This window comes from Brachybacterium phenoliresistens (genome assembly GCF_000576425.1).
GTDB classification, from domain to species: domain Bacteria; phylum Actinomycetota; class Actinomycetes; order Actinomycetales; family Dermabacteraceae; genus Brachybacterium; species Brachybacterium phenoliresistens.
The window spans coordinates 117,541-135,547 of the sequence record NZ_KK069991.1 but is presented as its reverse complement, the minus strand read 5'-3'; the positions used below and the strand labels follow the sequence as shown (position 1 = coordinate 135,547).

The window sequence follows — 18,007 nt, the reverse complement described above, 5'->3', positions numbered from 1 at the left end:
CCTCGAACGAACCCGAGGGAGGCAGGCCCGCGTGCTCAGGACGGAGCACATGCCCGACTGGATCCTGGAGTTCCCTTCGCTCGGCTCCCTGACGGTCGACCGAGCCCAGGTGCGCCTCCTGGACCGGCGCGTCTTCGCGACCCGGCATCATGTGGGCCGAAGTTTCACCGTGGAGGAGAACGCGAAATTCTGCCGATGGCTCCTCGCATCGAGCCCGTCGTTCACGAGGCGGCTGGACCATGCCCGGGAGATCCTCGACGAGAACACCTGCGTGATCAATGTGCGTCGGGGAGACTACTACAGCGTTCCGGAGTTCCAGAGAGAGTTCGCGATCGACATCGCCGATCATGTGCACGGCGCCCTGGACGCCGTCCGCCGGAACGGACGCGGAACCGAGGACATCCTCATCGTCTCCGACGATCCGAGCTGGTGCCGCGAGAATCTCTCGTTCCCCCATGAGCCACGGTTTCTCGAACACCGCCTCACACCGTTCGACGATCTGGCGGCGCTCGCTGCGTCCAGAACCCTGATTCTCGCGAACTCCACGTTCTCCTACTGGGGCAGCCATCTCGCCCGAAGCATGGACGACGCTCATCTGGCGGTGGCTCCGCCCTACCACCAGCGCACCTGGGACGGCTCTCTGGTCGACGACCTCTTCGATCCCCGGTGGATCCGCCTCGACACCAGGGCCGCCTGATGAGACGTACCGACACGGGAGCTTCGCCGCTCATCAGCGTGATCATCCCCTGCCATCAGGCAGCTCAGGTGCTCGCGCTGCAGCTCGAGGCGCTCTCCACGCAGCGCGAGGCCCCATCCTTCGAGATCGTGGTCGTCGACAATCGGTCGACCGACTCGCTGGCCGCGGTCGTCGACGCTTTCCGGGGGACGCTCCTGGCGGCAGGGGCGGAGTCGGTGCGACTCATCGCGGCTCCGGAGGAGGCAGGGGCGTCCTACGCACGGAACGTCGGCGCCGCCGCGGCCCGCAGCTCGCGACTCCTGTTCTGCGACGCCGACGACTGCGTCTCCGCATGGTGGCTGTCAGACGCATCCGCACTGTTCGATCAGGCCAGCGTCTTCTCCGGCAGCGCACTGCCGGTTCTCGATGATGACTTCCCGTCCGATGTGGCTGCGGTGAGACATCGAATCGAGCCGAGGGGGAGGGTAACCCCAGAATTGCGTCCACAGGCACGGACCGCCATCCCCATCATCATGGGCGGCAATTTCGGGATCGAACGCGACCTCTTCTACTCCCTCGGAGGTTTCGACCAATCCCTGCCTTTTGCCGGCGAGGACAACGACCTCGCCGCAAGGGTTCGCGAAGCAGGCCTGCCGATCCTGGACTCCCCGGCGATGCGCATCGCCTACCGGACCCGCACGGACACGGCTGCGGCAGGGCGGATCGCGCGTCGTGCTGCCAGCACGCACGTCCTGCTGTGCGTCCGCTACGACCGAATCGCCAGCTCACCGTTCGTCGGCCGTGGGCGTCTCCTGAGCTCCACTGTCCGGCTCGGAGCCGCCGCCGTCGCCATGTGCCTGCGGCCGCGTCGCAGGGATCTGTCCGGGCTCACCATCCGGGCACAGGGCGTGCTCGGCTTCTGGCTCGGAACCCTGCGCCACAGGGTCCTGGGGCGGGTTCCCGAACGCCGCCTCGGGGTCGGTCTGCACGAACGGCCAGAGCCACCCCTCAGCCCAGGTCCCCCAGCTTGACCAGATGGGCGAAGTCCGCGTTCTCCTGCTGGAGCCGGGCGAAGCTCCCGCGACCGGCGATCCTTCCGTCCTTGAGGAACACGATCTCGTCCACGTCCTTGACCGTGGAGAGCCGGTGCGCGACCACGATCACGGTCACCTCCCCGTTCAGCGCGGCGATGGTGTCGGTGATGCGACGCTCCGTGTCGTTGTCCAGGGCGGAGGTCGCCTCGTCGAGCACGAGCAGGCGCGGCGCCAGATAGAGGGCGCGGGCGATGCCGACCCGCTGGCGCTGGCCGCCGGAGAGCCGGGATCCCCACTCGCCGGCGCTCGAGTCCAGTCCCTCGGGCAGCTGTGCGGCCACGTCCGCGAGCTGGGCCTTCTCCACAGCCGACTGCAGTCGATCCTCGTCGGCCTGCTCGGCAGGGACGTCGAACAGGATGTTCTGCCGCACGGACTCCTCGGTGAGGAAGACGTCCTGCGCGACCATGGCGACGTTGCGCTGCCAGGCGCGCAGGTCCGTCCCCACGTCGACGCCGTCCGCCCGGATGGTCCCGCTCCGGGGCTCCAGCAGACCGAGGATCAGGTCGACCAGCGTGGTCTTGCCCGCCCCCGAGCCCCCGACGAACGCGATGGATCGGCCGAAGGGGATCGTGAGATCGACTCCCCGTACGACGTCCTCCCGAGCGCCCGGGTACCGGAATCGGACGTCCTCGAGCTGCAGCTCCTTCTCGAACGGGAGACGCATCCCCGCGATCTCCGCAGGACGCGGGGGCAGCTCCTCGCGCAGCTCGTCCCGCACGATCGCCAGCGACTCCTGGCCCAGCTTGAAGCCGTTGACTGCCCCGACCACCTGGGACAGGTTCGGCAGGAGCCGGAACCCGGCGGCGACGAACAGGGCCAGCGAGCCGATCGAGTCCTGCTCCGCCCCCGTGGCGAAGCTGACCGCGAGCAGGATCCCGACGCCGACCACGAACACGATCTCGAGCAGGTACTTCGTGATCGAGCTGTAGAAGTTCCCCTCGCGCGAGGCGCGCTCCGTGAGGGTGATGCCGCGCGAGAACCGCTCCACGAAGTACTCGGAGGAGTCGCGGATCTTCGCCTCCTTGAAGCCGTTCAGCCCCTGGAGGCCGGCGATCGTCGATTCGACGGATCCCTGCATCATGAGCTCCCCGGCCTTCCGCATCCGCGGCCGGACCAGGTGGCTGTACGCGAGAGCGGCGGCACCGAAGTAGGCCAGCGCGATCCCCGCCTGCAGCGGTGCCGTGATCACCAGTGCCAGCACGATGGCCAGGACGGTCAGGCCGCCCGAGATCAGGGTGATGAGGCCGCCGACCATCGATCGGAAGACCTCGCCCACGGCGGCGGTCATCGTCCGGAATGCCTCACCCGAGGAGCGCCTGCGGAACTCCACGTACGGGGAGAGCATGATCCGCCGATAGATCCTCACCGACAGGGCGACCCGCTCCCGGGCCACGAACCCCGACTGCCACCACGTGAAGGCCATGGTGCACACGTCCTTGACGATGAAGAGCAGCACGACGGCCAGCACGAGCATCAGCCCGAAGGCCGCGCGGCCGGGCGATCCGAGCGCACGCCACAGCGTGCCGACGACTCCCTCGTCCAGCGGGGCTCCCGTCGCGATGTCGACCAGCGGGAGGACGGTGACCAGTGCTGCGGTCTCCAGCAGTGCGAGGGCGCCGGCGACGACGGCGGCCAGCGCGATCTTCGTCTTGGTGCGCGTGCCGAGCACGACCCCGAGGGAGCGCAACGGCCTCTCCGGGGACGGCGCGCCATCTCGCTCATCCATGTCGTCCTCCTTCGCGGCCGGAGATCGGCTCCGATGTGGGCTCGATCCCGAGGCCTGCCACCGCGCTGCGAAGACCGTCGATGAATCGGTCCTCCGCGAACGTCTCGGCCTGGGCACGGATCGCTGTCGCGTCCCAGGTGCTTGCCGCTGCCCGCTCGACGCATTCCCTGATCGCTGCGGCGGTCGGCTCCTCGAAGAACGCACCGTTCACGTTCTCCAGGACGGTGTCGAGGTAGCCGCCTGCACGTAGGGCCAGGGTGGGCACGCCGTGCGCTCCCGCTTCGAGCGGAGTGAGGCCGAAGTCCTCATGGCTGGCAGCGACGAGGGCGCGGGCATTGCCGTAGGCCCACCGCATCTGCGCGTCGTTGAGTCCTTCGACCAGCATGACGTTCGGCGGGGCGAGAGCACGCAGGCGTTCTCCCTCGGGGCCTCTGCCGATCACCAGGAGTCGCTGGTCGGGAAGGCTCCGGAAGGCTTCGATCACACGATCCACGTGCTTGTACGGCTGCAGCCGGGACACCACCAGATGATGCCCGCCCTCGGTGCCGTCCGCCCCCGCCCAGCCGGCGAGAGCAGGAATCGGCTCCTGGGCCCCCTCGGCGATATCAGGGCTGAACGGCGGGAACAGCGTCGTGGCGTCGAAGCCATATACCTTCCGGATCCGCTCCCGCACCACCGTGGAGTTCGCGAGGTATGCATCGGCCTGCCGGGCCGCTCGGCGATCCCACGGCGTGAGCAGGGGTGTAAGTGCACCCAGCAGCAGTCGCTTGGGGTCCAGCCTGCCGGCCTGCCCGAGATAATCGTGCGGGAGGTAGAGCCAGCGGGCCGGCGAGTGGCAGTACACGATGCGGCGTCCCCGAGTGGGGAACGCGTGCGCCCATCCGGACGAGCTCGCGATCACCACGTCGGCGTCGATCCGCATGCGCGAGGCGACCGGAGCGAGCAGCGGCAGGGCGAGTCGCGGGTCGCGGCGGAACGGCCCGATCCGGTTCAGGACGCTGGTGCGGATCCGATGGCCGCGATACTCGGGATACGTCTGGTCGGGCTCGTAGAAGAGGGTGTGGATCTCGGCCTCGGGGAATGCCCGGCAGATCGACAGCACCAGGCGCTCCGCTCCGCCGCGCTGGGTGAGGTAGTCATGGGCGATAGCGATCCGCGGCATCAGAAGACCTCCGTCGCGCGATTCGGGTGGCGGTACCCAGAGAGCGCTGATCCCTCGACGGCAAGCGCGACAAGCTTGCGTCCGATGCTCCGCGGGACATGCGGCAGAAGCTTGTCGATCGCAGCTCCGACTCGACGGGGTGCGATGAGCGTGGTGAGGTGCGAGACCACCCGGACACCGAGATTCCATGCGGACCAGGACGGCACAGCAGACGGGAGCACTCCGGTGCCGTGCTTTCTCTCGAAGATCCGGCGCGCTGCCGAGGAATGCGCAGCGCGACGCGCTCGGATCTCGGTTGTCACGGCAGCGACGCGGTGTCCGGTCTCCAGCTCGCGCACCAGGTCGACAGGGAATCCCGCAGCAGCGATGCGGAACCCGTAGTCCACGTCCTCCCAGCCGTAGAGCCGATAGTCGGGATCGTAAGCCCCCACGGTCTCCCACACTTGCCGAGGCACCGAGCAGTTCCCGGCCCAGTACCGCCAGGTCATGTCCGGGGGCGCTTGATAGGCGGCTCGACGGAATGCTGCGTCCGCGCTCCGGCCGTATGCCTCCGCGAATGCCGTCGGCTCATACTGGTTGAGGTAGAGCCCGACGACACCCCGAGGCCCGCTCCGGTGGGCATCGATGTGCGCCACGACGTAGTCGGGTTCCGGCAGGAGATCATCGTCGCACCGGATCAGAATCTCGCCCTGTGCGGCGTCGAAACCGGCGTTCAAGGCTGCGACCCTGCCCTGGTTCGTCGGGAAGAGGATCACGCGCGCGTCGAGGCGTTCTTCCCTCTCGACGATCTCCACCGATCCGTCGTCGATCCCGTCCACGACGACGATGACCTCGAAACGGGGACTCGCTGGCGCCTGCTCTGCGAGCCGATCGAGGAGCAGCGGCAGCCGTGCCGCTCCCTTGTAGGAGGGCACGATGATGCTCGCGGCAGGCACGGCCTCGGGGGTCACATCCCCTCCTTCCGGCGTGCTCTCTGCTCACGCACTGCAGTCACGATCGGCTTCAGATACGGCTTCGCCCGTCCGATGGCCTCCTGGCGAGCCGCGCGGGCGGCCAACTCGGCCCTTCCCATCGGACTGCGACGACGGACGCTGTAGCGGTCCAGAAGGTGGTCCGGGACGAGCTCATGACCGATCCCGAAGCGCTGCGCGAAGCGGGCGATCCCGAGCGCCTTGTCCCGGTGCCCGCAGAAGTGCATGACGGCGTTGTCGGTGAGCGAGGATTCGTAGTAGTGGCCGCGGGAGTTGAGGTCGCGGTGGGAGACGATCCGTGCTTCATGCAAGAGCCCGGACTCGTTGAGCGCCCACCACATCTGGTCCTGGTCTCCGCCGGTGAACACACCGTCACGGTCCTCGTCCCACCAGGAGCGCACCGTCTCGAGCGGAACCGAGGTCAGTCGTCGGAGAAGCTCCGTTCCGCGAGCATCGTTACGCAGCAGCACGACTCCGCTGTTGATCTTGGACCAGAATCCGTTCGGCTCGAGCGGTCCCTCGGCGATGACGAGGAACTCTCCGCTCTCCTCGGCCTGCCGCACCTGGTCACCGATCGTGTCCCTCTCGAAGTCGGTGAAGAATGCGTCGTCGTCGATCCACGCGATCCATGCGTACTTCGGGAGCACACGACGGAGGATCGCCGACTTGAAGAAGAACGGATTGGTGATGTCTCGGTCGAGACCGCACTCGAGCCGGTAGTCCAGCTGGTGCTCGTGCGCGAAGATCCGGTGGTTCACGTAGGACCGCAGCCGGATCTCGTCCGCGCCGGAGACGATGCAGATGTCCGAGTCGCTCATGCCTCACCTCGGTTGTCGGGAGTGTCAAGGGTGCGCAGGAGCGCGCGGACCCGCGCCGTGCCGGCCTGAGGGGAGAACTCACGTTCCCATCGACTGCGCGCGCGCTGCAACTGGGGCTCGGAGTGGTCGAGAACGTCGGCCGCCTCGGAGATCACCTGTGCGAGATGCTCGGGATCCCCCGCGCGTGCGATCCAGGGGTGGTCCGCACCGGCGACTTCGGGAAGCGCCCCGGCATCGCTGATGACGAAGGGACAGCCCACGGCCATGGCCTCAGCGACCACCAGTCCGAACGGCTCCGCCCAGACCGAGGGGAAGACGGCCAGATCGACGGCGTCGAAGAACGATCGCCTGTCGGTCCACCCGAGGTCCTCGACAGCCGGGCCGAGCCGTGCCAGCGAACTTCCGATCACCGCGTCGTCCTCCGCAGAGCCGAAGCGGTTCTCCCCCGCGAGGACGAGCGTCGCATCGAAGCCGGTGTCCCGCAGTCGCGCGATCGCGTCCGCGAGGATATGGACCCCTTTGTCGCGCGTCAGGCGGCCGAGGAATCCGACACGCAGCGAATTCTTCCTGCGCGGTCGGTCCCTAACCGCAAGAGACTCCGTCCAGTTCGCGAGCACGACGCTTCCTCGGATGCGCCGTGCCATGTCCCGAGAGGGCACGAGCACCCTTCGCGCCCCGAACCGCCCCGCCTCGGCCGCTATGCGATGAGCTCCGTGCGGTGCGATGTGCAGATGCACCAGTCGCGGCCCCATCCCCGCCGTGGCGAACGAGGGCACCAGGCCGTTGCACCACAGAGGAAACCGGGGGTGAGCACGGCGCCACCGTCGCAGCGAGGCCATATAGCTGCGCCGGTCGCGCGCCTCGAGCTCCTGGACCGAGAACCCTCGGTCCCGTGCCGCAGCGACCAGCTCGGCCGGCGCCGCTGGACCGAGGACCAACGGCTCGAGGCCGATCTCGCGGACGGCGCGGGCGATGTTCAGCAGCATGACCTCGCCGCCGCCGATGTCACCGTTGTTTGCCGCGATCGCGACCGGGAAGGAGTTCACGTCTTCCTCCCCACACCGCTCTGCTGCTCGCGGATCGCTCCGTCCGCGACAAGGCGTGCCTGCAGCGCGAACGCCATGATGATCGCCCACTGCATCGTGAACAAGACCTCCCCCAGTCGCCACGCGCAGATCAGTGTGGCGATGGTCGCCGCTTGCGCGATGACTTCGTGGGACGTGAGCTTTCCGGCGAACGGGCGCAGGCCGATGGCCACCGTCATCCCCACGAGGAGCACCGCCCAGGGCCAGCCGCCCTCGACGAGTGTGGTCCAGTACGAATTGTGGAAGTACCAGGTGCTCCTGTCGGCATCGAAGTACACGTAGGCCTCGCCGAGTCCGTTCCCGAAGAATCCCGCCTGGCCGACCTTGATCTCGGATGCCGCGTCGATCCGTGATCTCAGCAGGTCGGAGCCTTCTCGCTCGGAGAAACGGCCGATCCGTGAGAAGTCCTCGGAAGCGACCACGACCGCCACCCAGATTAGCCCGCCGAGAAGCCACCGGCCGAGCAGGGGAAGCCGGGGAGCGATCAGCATCCACAGCGCGGCTGCGGCGTACGCGGTCATGGAAGTCCGCGAGTCCGTGAGATAGACGAGGACTCCAAATCCCAGGAACAGGAGCACGCGCGGCACAGGGCGGCTACTGAGGCTGACCATCAGCACTCCCACGGCCGCATAGGCGAGACCCGCGACGTTCTTGTCCTCGAAGAACCCGGAGAGGACGCCCCCGTAGTGGTCCGGAGCGAATCCTGCATAGAAGGCCACCGCATTGACGGCCAGCCCCGCTCCGAACCCCGTGAGCGCCGAGCGCATGTGGATGCGTCCGGACGCCATGACGAACAGCAGGGCGGCAGTCAGCATCATCCGGATGATGCGACGTTTCCAGTCGGCGGCGAACTCCGTGGGATCGGAGAACATCGAGACCATGCCGATGTAGAACAGGCCGACCACCAGGAGAGGGATAAGGAACTGCATGCGCCCCAGGTCGAACTGCGGCTTGCGCGTCATCGCCAGGACCAGGATCGCGAGGATCACCAGGTAGTTGGCCGGGAGCGGCAGCCCGAACGAGGTCTCGAAGATCAGCGCGAAGAACAGCAGCAGCTCCGGGATCCGCAGCTGGCCCACACGGTGCAGCGAGGCGGACAGGCCGCCTGAAGCTGAGTCGGCACTCGGACCGCTGGTCGTTGCGGCCCGGCCGGGATGCCGCGATGGGCTTCCCCCACGGAGACGAGCGCGGTGCGGCGTGGTCATGGCATCTCCTCGAAGGGTCGAGCTCGCCACTGCAGCGCATCGCGCAGGGACACGAGCTGCCGGCTCAGTATCGTCTCGCCCGCGCTTGTGTGCGGGTGCGAATCGATGGCTCGCGTCGCGACGACTGCGAACGCCGCGATCGCTCGCAGACCGTCCAGCTCGCGGTGCCGTTCTCGGCCGGTCACGTCGATGCCCGATGGCCCGCTCATCCCGCCACCCCCTCGTATATCCGCGTCAGCCCCGCACACATCCGCGCCGGGTCACCCGCCCCGCCACGCTCCGGCCGCGATGCGAGATCCATCCCCTGCTGCACGATCACCCGTGCCACCCCCTCATGGTCCTCCGCCGGGACCAGGCATCGCTCCGGCACGATCTCCCGATTCCCGCCCACGTCCGTGGCGACCACGCCCAGCCCGTGGGCCGCGGCGTCCAGCAGCGTGTAGGAGAGGTTCTCCCACACGGACAGCTGGGCGACCACGTCGTGCTCGGCGAGCGCCGCGGCAGCTTCGACGTGGCCAGGGAAGCGGACGTGGTCGGCGATGCACAGCTCGCGGGCGAGGTCGCGCAGCGCCGATTCGAGCGGGCCGGTGCCGGCAATGGTGACCGTGGCCTCCGGGTGCTCGGCGATGACCAGCGCCATGGCGCGCAGCAGCTGGTCGATCCGCTTCTCGGGCGCCAGGCGGGCCAGCGACAGCACCCGCAGCCCGGGTCGGGGCTGCGGCGGCGTCGCGGGCGGGGCGACCTCGTTGCGGATGACGACCACGCGCGCGCCCCCGCCCCACTGGGCGAGGATCTGCTGGCGGGTCGAGTCGCTGACGGCGATCACCGCGTCGGTGCGCCGCAGCCGGCCGCGGTGCAGGGCCGTCTTGGCGGCGGCCTGCGGCCGGCCGGCCTGGAAGTATCCGCGCACGCCCGAGATGCCGTGCTCGGTCGAGACCAGGCGGATGCGTCGGCCCCGGCCGGAGCGCAGCCCGACGACGGCCGCCGCGCCGGTCAGATCGGCGAAGGCGAGGTGCGTGTGCAGCACGTCCGGCCGCAGGCGCTGCAGGACCCTGCGCTCCTCGGCCGTCGCCCGCGCGGCGCCGTCGGCCGGGGAGACCGGACCGGTCAGGACCGGGGCGCCCAGCGCACGCAGGGCCTCGGCCAGCGGTCCCTCGGGGCACAGCACCACGAGCCGCCAGCCGGGCAGCCCGGTGCGCACCACGTCGAGCACGTGCCGGGCGACGCCGCCGAGGTCGGGGACAGGGATCAGCCACAGGGCGCAGGGCAGCGCGCGCCCGGCGCCTGCGGGAGCCTCGGCGCCCGTGCGGCCGGGCCCATCGGCCCCCGCTCTCAGAACCATTCGCGCAGCCGATCCAGGGCCGTGAAGAAGCCCTCCCCCGCGTCCACGTGGCCCATCCAGATCTCGGGGATGAACGGGGCGTCCGGGGCCAGGCGGTCCATGCGCTCGGCGAGGTCCTGGAAGTCGACCTCTCCCTCGCCCACCTGCACGCCCTCGCCGTCCACGCCCACGGAGTCCACGATGTGCAGGTGCTCGGTGTACGGGCCCATCGCGTCGATGTACTCGCTGAAGGGGCGGTGGGCGAAGTTCGCGGCGAGCTTCGTGTGGGACACGTCGAAGGTGAGGCGGCGCCCGTAGGTCTCGCAGAACCAGACGGTGTCCTCCGGGTCCATGAACAGGTTGTGGTGCTGCTGGCCGCCCATCAGCCACGGGAACGGCGGCAGGGTCTGCGCGGTCAGGCGCACCCCGGACTCGTCGATCCGCTCCAGGCCCTGCTGGACCCGCTCGTACAGCGGGTACCTCTCCTCGGGGGCGAGGTGGCGGTCGGGCAGGAACCCGCCCATGGTGACGATGACGATCGGGTCCAGCTCGCAGGTGAAGTGCTCGCGCAGGTCCCGCGCGAGGTCCACGACGCGCTGCACCTCGAGGATGGAGCGCTCGAAGATCGCCTCGTCCGGGGAGGCGAGGTCGATGAGGAAGTCGCCGGGGTACAGGTCCGGGGCGTGCACGGTGACGAACTGCTCGAGCTTCTCCCCCGGGGCGAAGATCTCGCCGAGGGGCAGGTCCATGTCCTTCGCGCTCTGGTGGAACTCGAGGAAGTCGGGCCGGGAGATCTCCAGCAGGCTGCGGAAGTCGTGGAAGCGCACCGGCAGCCCCCACGGGCGGCGGAAGCTGTAGTCGCCGCGGGCCTGGGGCCGCCCGGCGAGGTCGCCGGGGTAGAAGAAGTCCCCGGCGGGCACGTCGCGGTGCAGGGTCGCCCCCAGCAGGGCGCCGCGCTGGTGGGGCTGCAGGCCGCGGCCGGGGCTCTTGACGTCGACGTCCGCGGCGGTGACCACCTCGCCGGAGCGCAGGTCGCGGGCGGCGACCAGGGACTTGGCGAGGTTCACGCGGTTCATCAGCTCGCCGGTGGACAGCTCGCGCGGGGCCGCCGAGCCGAGCGCGGACTCGACCTCGCGGATCTGGCGGACCATGGTCGCGAGCTCCTCGGGCAGCAGGGAGACCTTGTGGTCGTTGCCCTCGAGGCTGCGGTCCACGGTGACGTGCTTCTCGATGATCGCGGCGCCGCGGGCCACGGCCGCGACCGGCACGTGCCAGCCGCGCTCGTGGCCGGAGTAGCCCACGGGGCAGCCGCCGCCCAGCTCGGCGAGGCGGTCCATGTACCGCAGGTTGAGGTCCTTGAACGGGGCGGGGTAGGTCGACTGGGTCTGCAGCAGCGCGAACGGCGCCCCGTGGTGGCGCAGCACCTCCACCGCCCCGGTGATCTCCTGCTCGGTGCTCATCCCGGTGGAGACGATCATCGGCGCGCCGAGGTCCGCGACGTGGGCGAGCAGGTCGTGGTTGGTGAGATCGGCGGAGGCGATCTTGTAGCCGGGCAGGCCGTACGCGGCCAGGGCGTCGGCGGAGACCTGGTCCCAGGGGGTGCACAGCACGTCGACGTCCCGCTGCGCGCAGTGGTCGAACACGCGGTACATGTCCTCCACCGACAGCGAGTACTTGGCCAGCAGGTTCATCGTGTACTGCGGCCCCAGGTCCTCCCCGCCGGAGGCGGAGCCGCCGGAGCGGTACAGGCTCGCCATGTCCCGCAGCTGGAACTTCACGGCGTCCACCCCGGCCTCCACGCAGCGGTCCACCAGCTGCGCGGCGAGCTCGACGGAGCCCTGGTGGTTGTTGCCGATCTCGCCGATGACCAGGGCCGGGTGGCCCTCGCCGACGGTGCTGCGGCCGATGCTCAGCGTCACCGCCTTCGGCGAGGCCACCGCCACCAGGCGCCCGCGCTCGTCGACCACGGGGACACGGTCCACCCCGTCGCCGAACAGCGCCTCGATGCGCGCGGTGGGCGTGCCCTCGGGGACGGAGACGAAGCGCGGGTTCGCGGCCTCCATGGCGGGGGCGGCGAGGTCGGGGACCGCCTGGCCCACCAGCCAGCGGCGCACGTCGCCGTCGGTGAGGGCGCCGCGCACCAGGCCGTGGGCGTCCACGAGGAACACCACCCGGGCCTGGTTCTCGCTGATGCGCCGCAGCGCCTCGAGCACCGAGGCCTGGGGGTCGAGCGCGTAGGGGGCCGTGCGGCGGTCCAGGATCATGCGGTCCTCCATCCGAGTCGGGCGAGCATCGCCTCGGCGGCGGCGACGTCGGTGAGGGTGTCGATGTCCACGCCCTCCACCTCGTCCAGGACGAACAGGTCCGTCCGCCCGCCGATGCGGTTGTGCAGGGTGCGGTAGATGTGCGGCGCCGTCACGTACAGGCTGCCGTTCTCGAAGTAGTGCATCTGCGCGGGCTCCAGCTCCTGGCGCCGCGGGCGGGCCGCCGTGTCGTAGGCGGCCTGCGCGCTCTGTCCCGGGCCGGCGGGCAGCCGCCAGAAGAACGGCGACTGCGGCACGACGCCGACCAGGCTGTCGGCCCCGCCGGCGCGGAACTGGGCGAGCGCCCGGCCGATGGTGTCCGGGCGCCGCACCGGCGAGGTCGCCTGCAGCAGCACCACCGCGTCCAGCGTGATGCCGTCGGCCTCGACGACGTCCATCGCATGCTCGACGACGGGCTCGGTGGGGGCGGTGTCCACCGCCAGCTCCGCCGGACGGTCGATCACGCGGGCGCCGCGCTCCCGGGCGACCTGCGCAATCTCCGCGTCCTCGGTGGAGACGGCGACCACCAGGTCCTCCTCGGCATCGGCCCGCCCCTCGAGGGCCTGGGCGATGGTCCAGGCGATCAGGGGCCGCCCGCCCACAGGCAGCAGGTTCTTGCGGGGGATCCCCTTGGATCCGCCGCGGGCGGGGATGACGACGAGGGCGGTCACGCGGCACCGTCCAGGATCTCGGCGAGCGCGGCGGCCGGCTCCGCGGAGGGCAGCAGCGGCGAGGGGGTGGGGCGGGGCGCGCCGAAGCGGCGCATGCCGTAGCGGTCCCACAGCTCGGCCACCCAGTCCGGGGCCTTCGGGGCGAAGACGTAGCTGGGCACCCCGCGGGCGGCGGCCTCGAGCACCCCGGTGGAGAACACGGCGACCACGGGGCTGGTCACCTCCCGCAGCGGGACGTCCGCGGGCGCGAACTCGACGCCGCGGCGCCGCCACACCTCGTGGGTGGCGCGGGAGAGCTTGTCGGTCTCGCTGGGGTGGGGCCGGTACAGCCCGTCGTGCAGGCGGCAGAAGGTGTACGCCGCCCCGCCGGTCACCCGGCGCGGCAGCTCCGCCCCGTGCAGCTGGCCCAGGAAGACCGGCCGGGCCTGCGGGTCCGCCTCGGGCGCGGGCTGCGCCGCACCGGCCCCGGTCGTGCCGGCACCGGCGAGACCGGCCTCGTGGCGGGCCTGCCACAGCAGCTGGGAGCCGATGGTCCGCACCGTGATGTCCTCGCGGCCGGAGCGCCAGAACTCGCCGTCCGCATCGGACCAGGACAGCAGGGTCGTCTCCGGCGGCAGCGGCGGGGCGAAGGGCGTCAGCGCGCCGTGCTGGACGACGAAGGCGGCCGTCCCGGAGGCGGCGGCGTGCTCGTGGGCGATCCGCCCGGCGCCCAGGTGCTGGCCCAGCGACACGACGGCGGTGATGCCGCGGCCGGGCAGGGCCCGGGCGGCCTCCTCGGCGTCCATGCCGGCGGGGGCGCTGCCGCTCCAGCCGGCCCCGGCCGTCTCCGGCAGGTCCACGCCGACGGGCGCGAGGACGTCCACCGCCCCGCGCAGGTACGGCAGGGCGGTGAGCAGGCTGGCGCGCGAGGTCGGCGTCGCCGAGTCGACCGCGATCAGCAGCCGCGGCCCCTCTCCCCCGCGCGAGCGCAGCACGTACCGCGGGCCGGCGGCCGCGCCGTCGTCCCCGCGCTGCCGGCGCAGCGCCCCCGTCAGCGTGTGCTTGAGCAGACGCCCCCGATGCCGCGTGCGCTCCCATTCCTCCCAGCGCTCGAGACTCGTCGCGTGGATCAGCCCCATAGTGAATCCGCCTCCGTGATGCGGTGGTCGAAGGTGTGCTCTGCCAGGGTGCGCCGCCTGCCGGCCTCGCGCATCCCGTTCCCCCAGGCGGGATCGGCGATCGCCCGGCGGGCCAGGTCCTCGAGCTCCTCGGGGCTGTGCCACACCGCGACCTCCGTCCCCACGTCGTAGAACTGGTCGACGTCGTCGCGGTCGACCAGCTGGACCCCGCCCATGCCGGGGATCTCGAAGGTCCGCATGGCGTGGCCGTTCTGCAGGCCGTGGATGGCCACCGCGGCGGCCCCCTCGGCGTGGATCTGGTACGCCCGCTCCAGCGGCACGTCCCGCGAGGCGCGCACCGCCGGGCGGCGCCAGCTGAAGGTGCGCAGGCGGTCCACCGGGTGGCGGGAGAAGTCCCGGCCCCACGCGTGGACGGGCAGCCCGGACGCGGCCAGGCCCGCCAGCAGGCGCCGCCGGTTCTCGTACCCGGAGCCGATGAAGACGATCTCCCCGGTGCGCGCGCCGGTCGGCTCGACGCGGTGCGGGTCGAAGGCGTTGGGGATGAAGTGCGCGTCCACCCCGCGCCCGCGCAGCATCTCCGCCTCGGAGCGGGCGTAGGAGACCACCGGCCCGACCTGCGCGAGGAAGTCGTCCTCGTAGTCGTGGCGGTGCAGGTCGTCGTACAGCCAGAGGATCCGCGGCAGGTCGCCGAGCGCCTCCCAGAACCGTGCGTCCAGGCCGTCGCCCTTGATCACGACGACGCGATCGGGGCGGAACTCGCGCATCCGGGCGATCACGCGCTCGGTGAGGCGGCGGTTCTCGGCCCGGCGCACGTCCCCGGGCAGGTGCAGGCGCTCGGGCAGCTCGACGGTCGTCTTCAGGCGCAGCTTCTCCGCCGTGGTGTCGTAGGCGTCGTAGCGCACCGTGCGCACGGTGCAGCCGCGGCGGGCGAAGGCGTCGGCGATGCTCGACCAGTAGCCGTGGAAGGTCGGCGAGACCAGCAGCAGCCGGGGGAAGGTGGCCGGGCTCATCGCGGCAGCTCCCGCCCGGCGCGGTGGATCAGGTCCAGCTCCTCGCGGGCCACGGCCAGCGGGGCCACGTCCCGCCCGGCGGCGCGGCGCCCCGCGTTCCACAGGAGGTTCGCGCCGGTCGCGGCGGTCATCCCGGCGCGCAGCAGGTGCACGTGGCCGTGCTTGCGGGCGTAGCGCATGCGGGCGCCCACCAGCCAGCGGCGCCGCCGCTGCTCGCCGCCGGAGGATCCGCCGCCGACGTGCCGCACCTGCAGGTCCGCGTCCAGCAGGGACGGGATGCCCTCGCGGCGCAGGCGCAGCTGCAGGTCGACCTCCTCGGTGTACATGAAGTAGCCCTCGTCGAAGCCGCCGATGCGGCGCACCGCGTCCAGGGGCAGCAGCAGCACGGCGCCGGAGACCCAGTCCACCGCCGTCATGCCGTGCCCGCGCTCGGCGGCGAGGTCGTGGCCGACGGCGCGGTGCAGCAGGTCGCGGTGCCGCTGGGAGGCCAGCGGCACCAGCCACTCCACGACCTGGTGGCCGATGGTGGGGAAGCGCCGCGCGGCGTAGCCCGAGCGGCCCTCCTCGTCGACGCTGCGCACCCCGACCACGGCGGGCTGCCAGGGGGCGGCGTGGGCCAGCAGGTCGCGGGCGAAGCCCTCCGGCAGGCGCAGGTCGGAGTTCAGCACGAGCGCGAGATCGAGGCCGTCCTCGGCGGCGAGGGCCTCCAGTCCCGTGTTCACGGCGGCGCCGAAGCCGCCGTTGCGCGCGCGGCGCCGCAGGGCGACGCCTGCAGGCAGGCGCGATGCGTCGATCGGCTGCGGGGAGGCGTCGTCGACCAGGAGCACGCGCGCGGGCCGATGGGCCGCGGGCACGTGCTCCCCGACGAGGTCGTCCAGCAGCGGGAGCACCGGGTCGAGGGGCCCGTGGACGGGGACGACGACCCCGAGCCTCTCGAGGGTCATCCCCGGCCCTGGTCGTGTGCGGCGCGACGGCCGCGGGACCGCGTGTGGTGGACGCCGGAGGGCTTGGTGGACTGCACGGGACGCACGGTCTGCGCCGGGTCCTGCGCCCAGGCGGAGGGCTCGTCCTCGGCATCGGCCCCGGGAGCCGAGGCCGCGGGGGCCGACGTCGCGGGGGCCGTGGTCGCGGGGGCCGTGGTCGCGGAGGTCGCTGCGGCCGGGACGGCCCCGGAGCCGGCAGCGCCCGGGCGCGGCGCGAGGGGCTCGGGACCGCCGGCGGCCTCGACATCGACCGGCTCCGCATCGACGGGGGCGTCGCCGTAGCCGCCCTTGCCGGCGTAGCCGTAGCGCTCGTAGCCGCCGCCCCCGTAGCCGTACTCCGCATCGCCGTAGGCGAGGCGCGTGAAGCGGCTGGAGCTGATGCGGTTCAGGACGACGCCGTAGACCTTGCCGCCGATCGCGCGGATCGCCTCGACCGAGCGGTCCAGCCCGGCGGAGCGGGTGCGGCCGGAGACGGTCACCACGATGGCGCCGTCCACGTGCCGCGACAGCAGCTGGGCGTCGGTCACGGCGAGCACCGGCGGAGCGTCGACGATCACGAAGTACCGGCGGGAGAGCTCGTCGATCAGCTCGTGCATGCGGCGCGAGCCCAGCAGCTCCGAGGGGTTCGGGGGGACGTGCCCGGCCGGCAGCAGGGCGAGGCCGCGGGTGCCGGAGGTCTGCAGCGCGTCGTCCAGGGCCACCGCCCCGGCCAGGACCTGCGAGAGGCCCACCGCGCCGTCGATGCCGAACTCGTCGGCGACCATCGGCCGGCGCAGGTCCGCGTCGATCAGCAGGGTGGGCTGGCCGGCGCGCGCCATCACGCGGGCGAGGTTCGCCGAGACCGTCGACTTGCCCTCGCCCGGTGCGCTGGAGGTGACGACGATCGAGTGCGGCGGCGCGTCCACGTCGACGTAGCGCAGGTTGGTGCGCAGCTTGCGGATCGCCTCGCGCGAGGCGAAGCCGGAGGGATCGTGCAGGCGCCCGTCCTTCCCGCGGCCCAGGTCCTTGTCGTCCGGGAGGGTTCCCAGCAGCGGGGCGTCGGTCACCGCGGCGAGGTCGTCGGCCGTGCGGATGCGGGTGTCGTTGCGGTCGCGCAGCCAGGCGATGGCCAGGGCGATGAGCAGCCCTGCGGCCGCGCCCGCGGCGATGTACAGCTTGCGGTCCGGGGACAGCGGGGCGCCGGGGACCAGGGCGTTCTGGTAGGGCACCAGGGTGACCGAGACGTTCGCGGAGGAGTTGCCACCGGACTCGAGCTCGAGGGCCTCCGCGGCGGTCGCGGTGACGGCGGAGTTCGCGATGTCGGAGGCCTGCTGCGGGGTGGAGGCGAAGGCGGTGACCGTGATGATGGGGGCGTTGGGGTCCAGGGTCGTCTGCAGGGAGCCGGCGACCTGGTCGGCGCTCTGGGGCAGCCCCAGCTCCTCGACCACGCGCTCGCCCACCGCGCGGGTGGTGAACAGCGGCAGGTAGGACTGCGCCTTGGCGTACTGGAAGTCCATGTTCCCGCTCGCCTGCGAGATCGGGTTGCCGTCCTCATCCATCTGCGAGCTCGCCGAGACGTAGCCGAGGGCGCTCGCCGAGTACACCGGGGTCCGCGTGAAGGAGATGCCCAGACCGGCGGCGGCGCCCAGCACCGTGACGAGGATCAGCAGCAGCGCGTTGCGCAGGAGCAGTCGGAGGAAATCTTCAATCGTCACTGCGACACCGATCTGGAGAGGGAGAGAGCGCGGACCCTCCCATCCTACGGTCGCCCCGCTCGTTACCTGCGGGTACGCGCCAGCGGGCGACCCGGCACCGGAAGTTCATCGCCGCAGGTCAGAGGGGGTAGACACTCACAGGGGCAGCGGGACTGCGCATCCGTGACCGG

Annotated in this window: 15 protein-coding genes; 2 read left to right on the top strand and 13 right to left on the bottom strand. The window is 71.3% G+C overall.

Features of this window, described 5'->3' with window-relative positions; genetic code table 11:
• Nucleotides 1-49: 49 nt before the first annotated feature.
• Nucleotides 50-697 (top strand): alpha-1,2-fucosyltransferase, encoded by a 648-nt coding sequence (locus BF93_RS19750; protein ID WP_198025375.1) that lies wholly within the window; start codon nucleotides 50-52, stop codon nucleotides 695-697.
• A complete protein-coding gene (locus tag BF93_RS18900) occupies nucleotides 697-1,707 on the top strand; it encodes a glycosyltransferase family 2 protein (protein ID WP_051486651.1) in 1,011 nt (336 codons plus the stop codon). Before BF93_RS19750 ends, BF93_RS18900 begins: the two co-directional genes overlap by 1 nt.
• Here the strand turns inward: BF93_RS18900 and BF93_RS18895 are convergent.
• The 13 genes from BF93_RS18895 to BF93_RS06995 all read right to left on the bottom strand — a co-directional run bounded on the left by BF93_RS18895 (nucleotide 1,685) and on the right by BF93_RS06995 (nucleotide 17,837).
• Entirely contained in the window at nucleotides 1,685-3,496 is a 1,812-nt protein-coding gene (locus BF93_RS18895; protein ID WP_084148341.1) for an ABC transporter ATP-binding protein, read from the bottom strand. The two genes, BF93_RS18900 and BF93_RS18895, sit on opposite strands and share 23 nt — an antisense overlap.
• On the bottom strand, nucleotides 3,489-4,658 hold the full coding sequence (locus BF93_RS07055; RefSeq protein WP_084148340.1) for a glycosyltransferase: 1,170 nt from the start codon (nucleotides 4,656-4,658) through the stop codon (nucleotides 3,489-3,491). The genes BF93_RS18895 and BF93_RS07055 overlap by 8 nt, the downstream gene beginning before the upstream one ends.
• Entirely contained in the window at nucleotides 4,658-5,608 is a 951-nt protein-coding gene (locus tag BF93_RS07050; RefSeq protein WP_051486649.1) for a glycosyltransferase family 2 protein, read from the bottom strand. The genes BF93_RS07055 and BF93_RS07050 overlap by 1 nt, the downstream gene beginning before the upstream one ends.
• On the bottom strand, nucleotides 5,605-6,447 hold the full coding sequence (locus BF93_RS07045) for a hypothetical protein (RefSeq protein WP_038371609.1): 843 nt from the start codon (nucleotides 6,445-6,447) through the stop codon (nucleotides 5,605-5,607). Before BF93_RS07045 ends, BF93_RS07050 begins: the two co-directional genes overlap by 4 nt.
• Entirely contained in the window at nucleotides 6,444-7,493 is a 1,050-nt protein-coding gene (locus BF93_RS07040; RefSeq protein ID WP_051486648.1) for a glycosyltransferase family 4 protein, read from the bottom strand. Before BF93_RS07040 ends, BF93_RS07045 begins: the two co-directional genes overlap by 4 nt.
• Entirely contained in the window at nucleotides 7,490-8,737 is a 1,248-nt protein-coding gene (locus tag BF93_RS07035) for an ABC transporter permease (protein ID WP_156954072.1), read from the bottom strand. Before BF93_RS07035 ends, BF93_RS07040 begins: the two co-directional genes overlap by 4 nt.
• A 205-nt stretch (nucleotides 8,738-8,942) precedes the next feature.
• Nucleotides 8,943-10,079 (bottom strand): glycosyltransferase family 4 protein, encoded by a 1,137-nt coding sequence (locus BF93_RS07025; RefSeq protein WP_084148339.1) that lies wholly within the window; start codon nucleotides 10,077-10,079, stop codon nucleotides 8,943-8,945.
• On the bottom strand, nucleotides 10,070-12,322 hold the full coding sequence (locus BF93_RS07020; protein WP_038371607.1) for an N-acetylneuraminate synthase family protein: 2,253 nt from the start codon (nucleotides 12,320-12,322) through the stop codon (nucleotides 10,070-10,072). The genes BF93_RS07025 and BF93_RS07020 overlap by 10 nt, the downstream gene beginning before the upstream one ends.
• Entirely contained in the window at nucleotides 12,319-13,032 is a 714-nt protein-coding gene (locus tag BF93_RS07015; protein ID WP_038371605.1) for an acylneuraminate cytidylyltransferase family protein, read from the bottom strand. The genes BF93_RS07020 and BF93_RS07015 overlap by 4 nt, the downstream gene beginning before the upstream one ends.
• Entirely contained in the window at nucleotides 13,029-14,150 is a 1,122-nt protein-coding gene (locus BF93_RS07010) for a hypothetical protein (RefSeq protein ID WP_038371604.1), read from the bottom strand. The genes BF93_RS07015 and BF93_RS07010 overlap by 4 nt, the downstream gene beginning before the upstream one ends.
• On the bottom strand, nucleotides 14,141-15,160 hold the full coding sequence (locus tag BF93_RS07005; protein WP_038371602.1) for a CgeB family protein: 1,020 nt from the start codon (nucleotides 15,158-15,160) through the stop codon (nucleotides 14,141-14,143). The genes BF93_RS07010 and BF93_RS07005 overlap by 10 nt, the downstream gene beginning before the upstream one ends.
• Nucleotides 15,157-16,104: a glycosyltransferase family 2 protein gene (locus BF93_RS07000; RefSeq protein WP_038371601.1), complete on the bottom strand. Its 948-nt coding sequence runs from the start codon at nucleotides 16,102-16,104 to the stop codon at nucleotides 15,157-15,159. Before BF93_RS07000 ends, BF93_RS07005 begins: the two co-directional genes overlap by 4 nt.
• The gene (locus tag BF93_RS06995) at nucleotides 16,101-17,837 is read right to left on the bottom strand and encodes a tyrosine-protein kinase domain-containing protein (protein WP_051486646.1); all 1,737 of its coding nucleotides are present in this window, start codon (nucleotides 17,835-17,837) and stop codon (nucleotides 16,101-16,103) included. The genes BF93_RS07000 and BF93_RS06995 overlap by 4 nt, the downstream gene beginning before the upstream one ends.
• Between the last annotated feature and the right edge of the window lie 170 nt (nucleotides 17,838-18,007).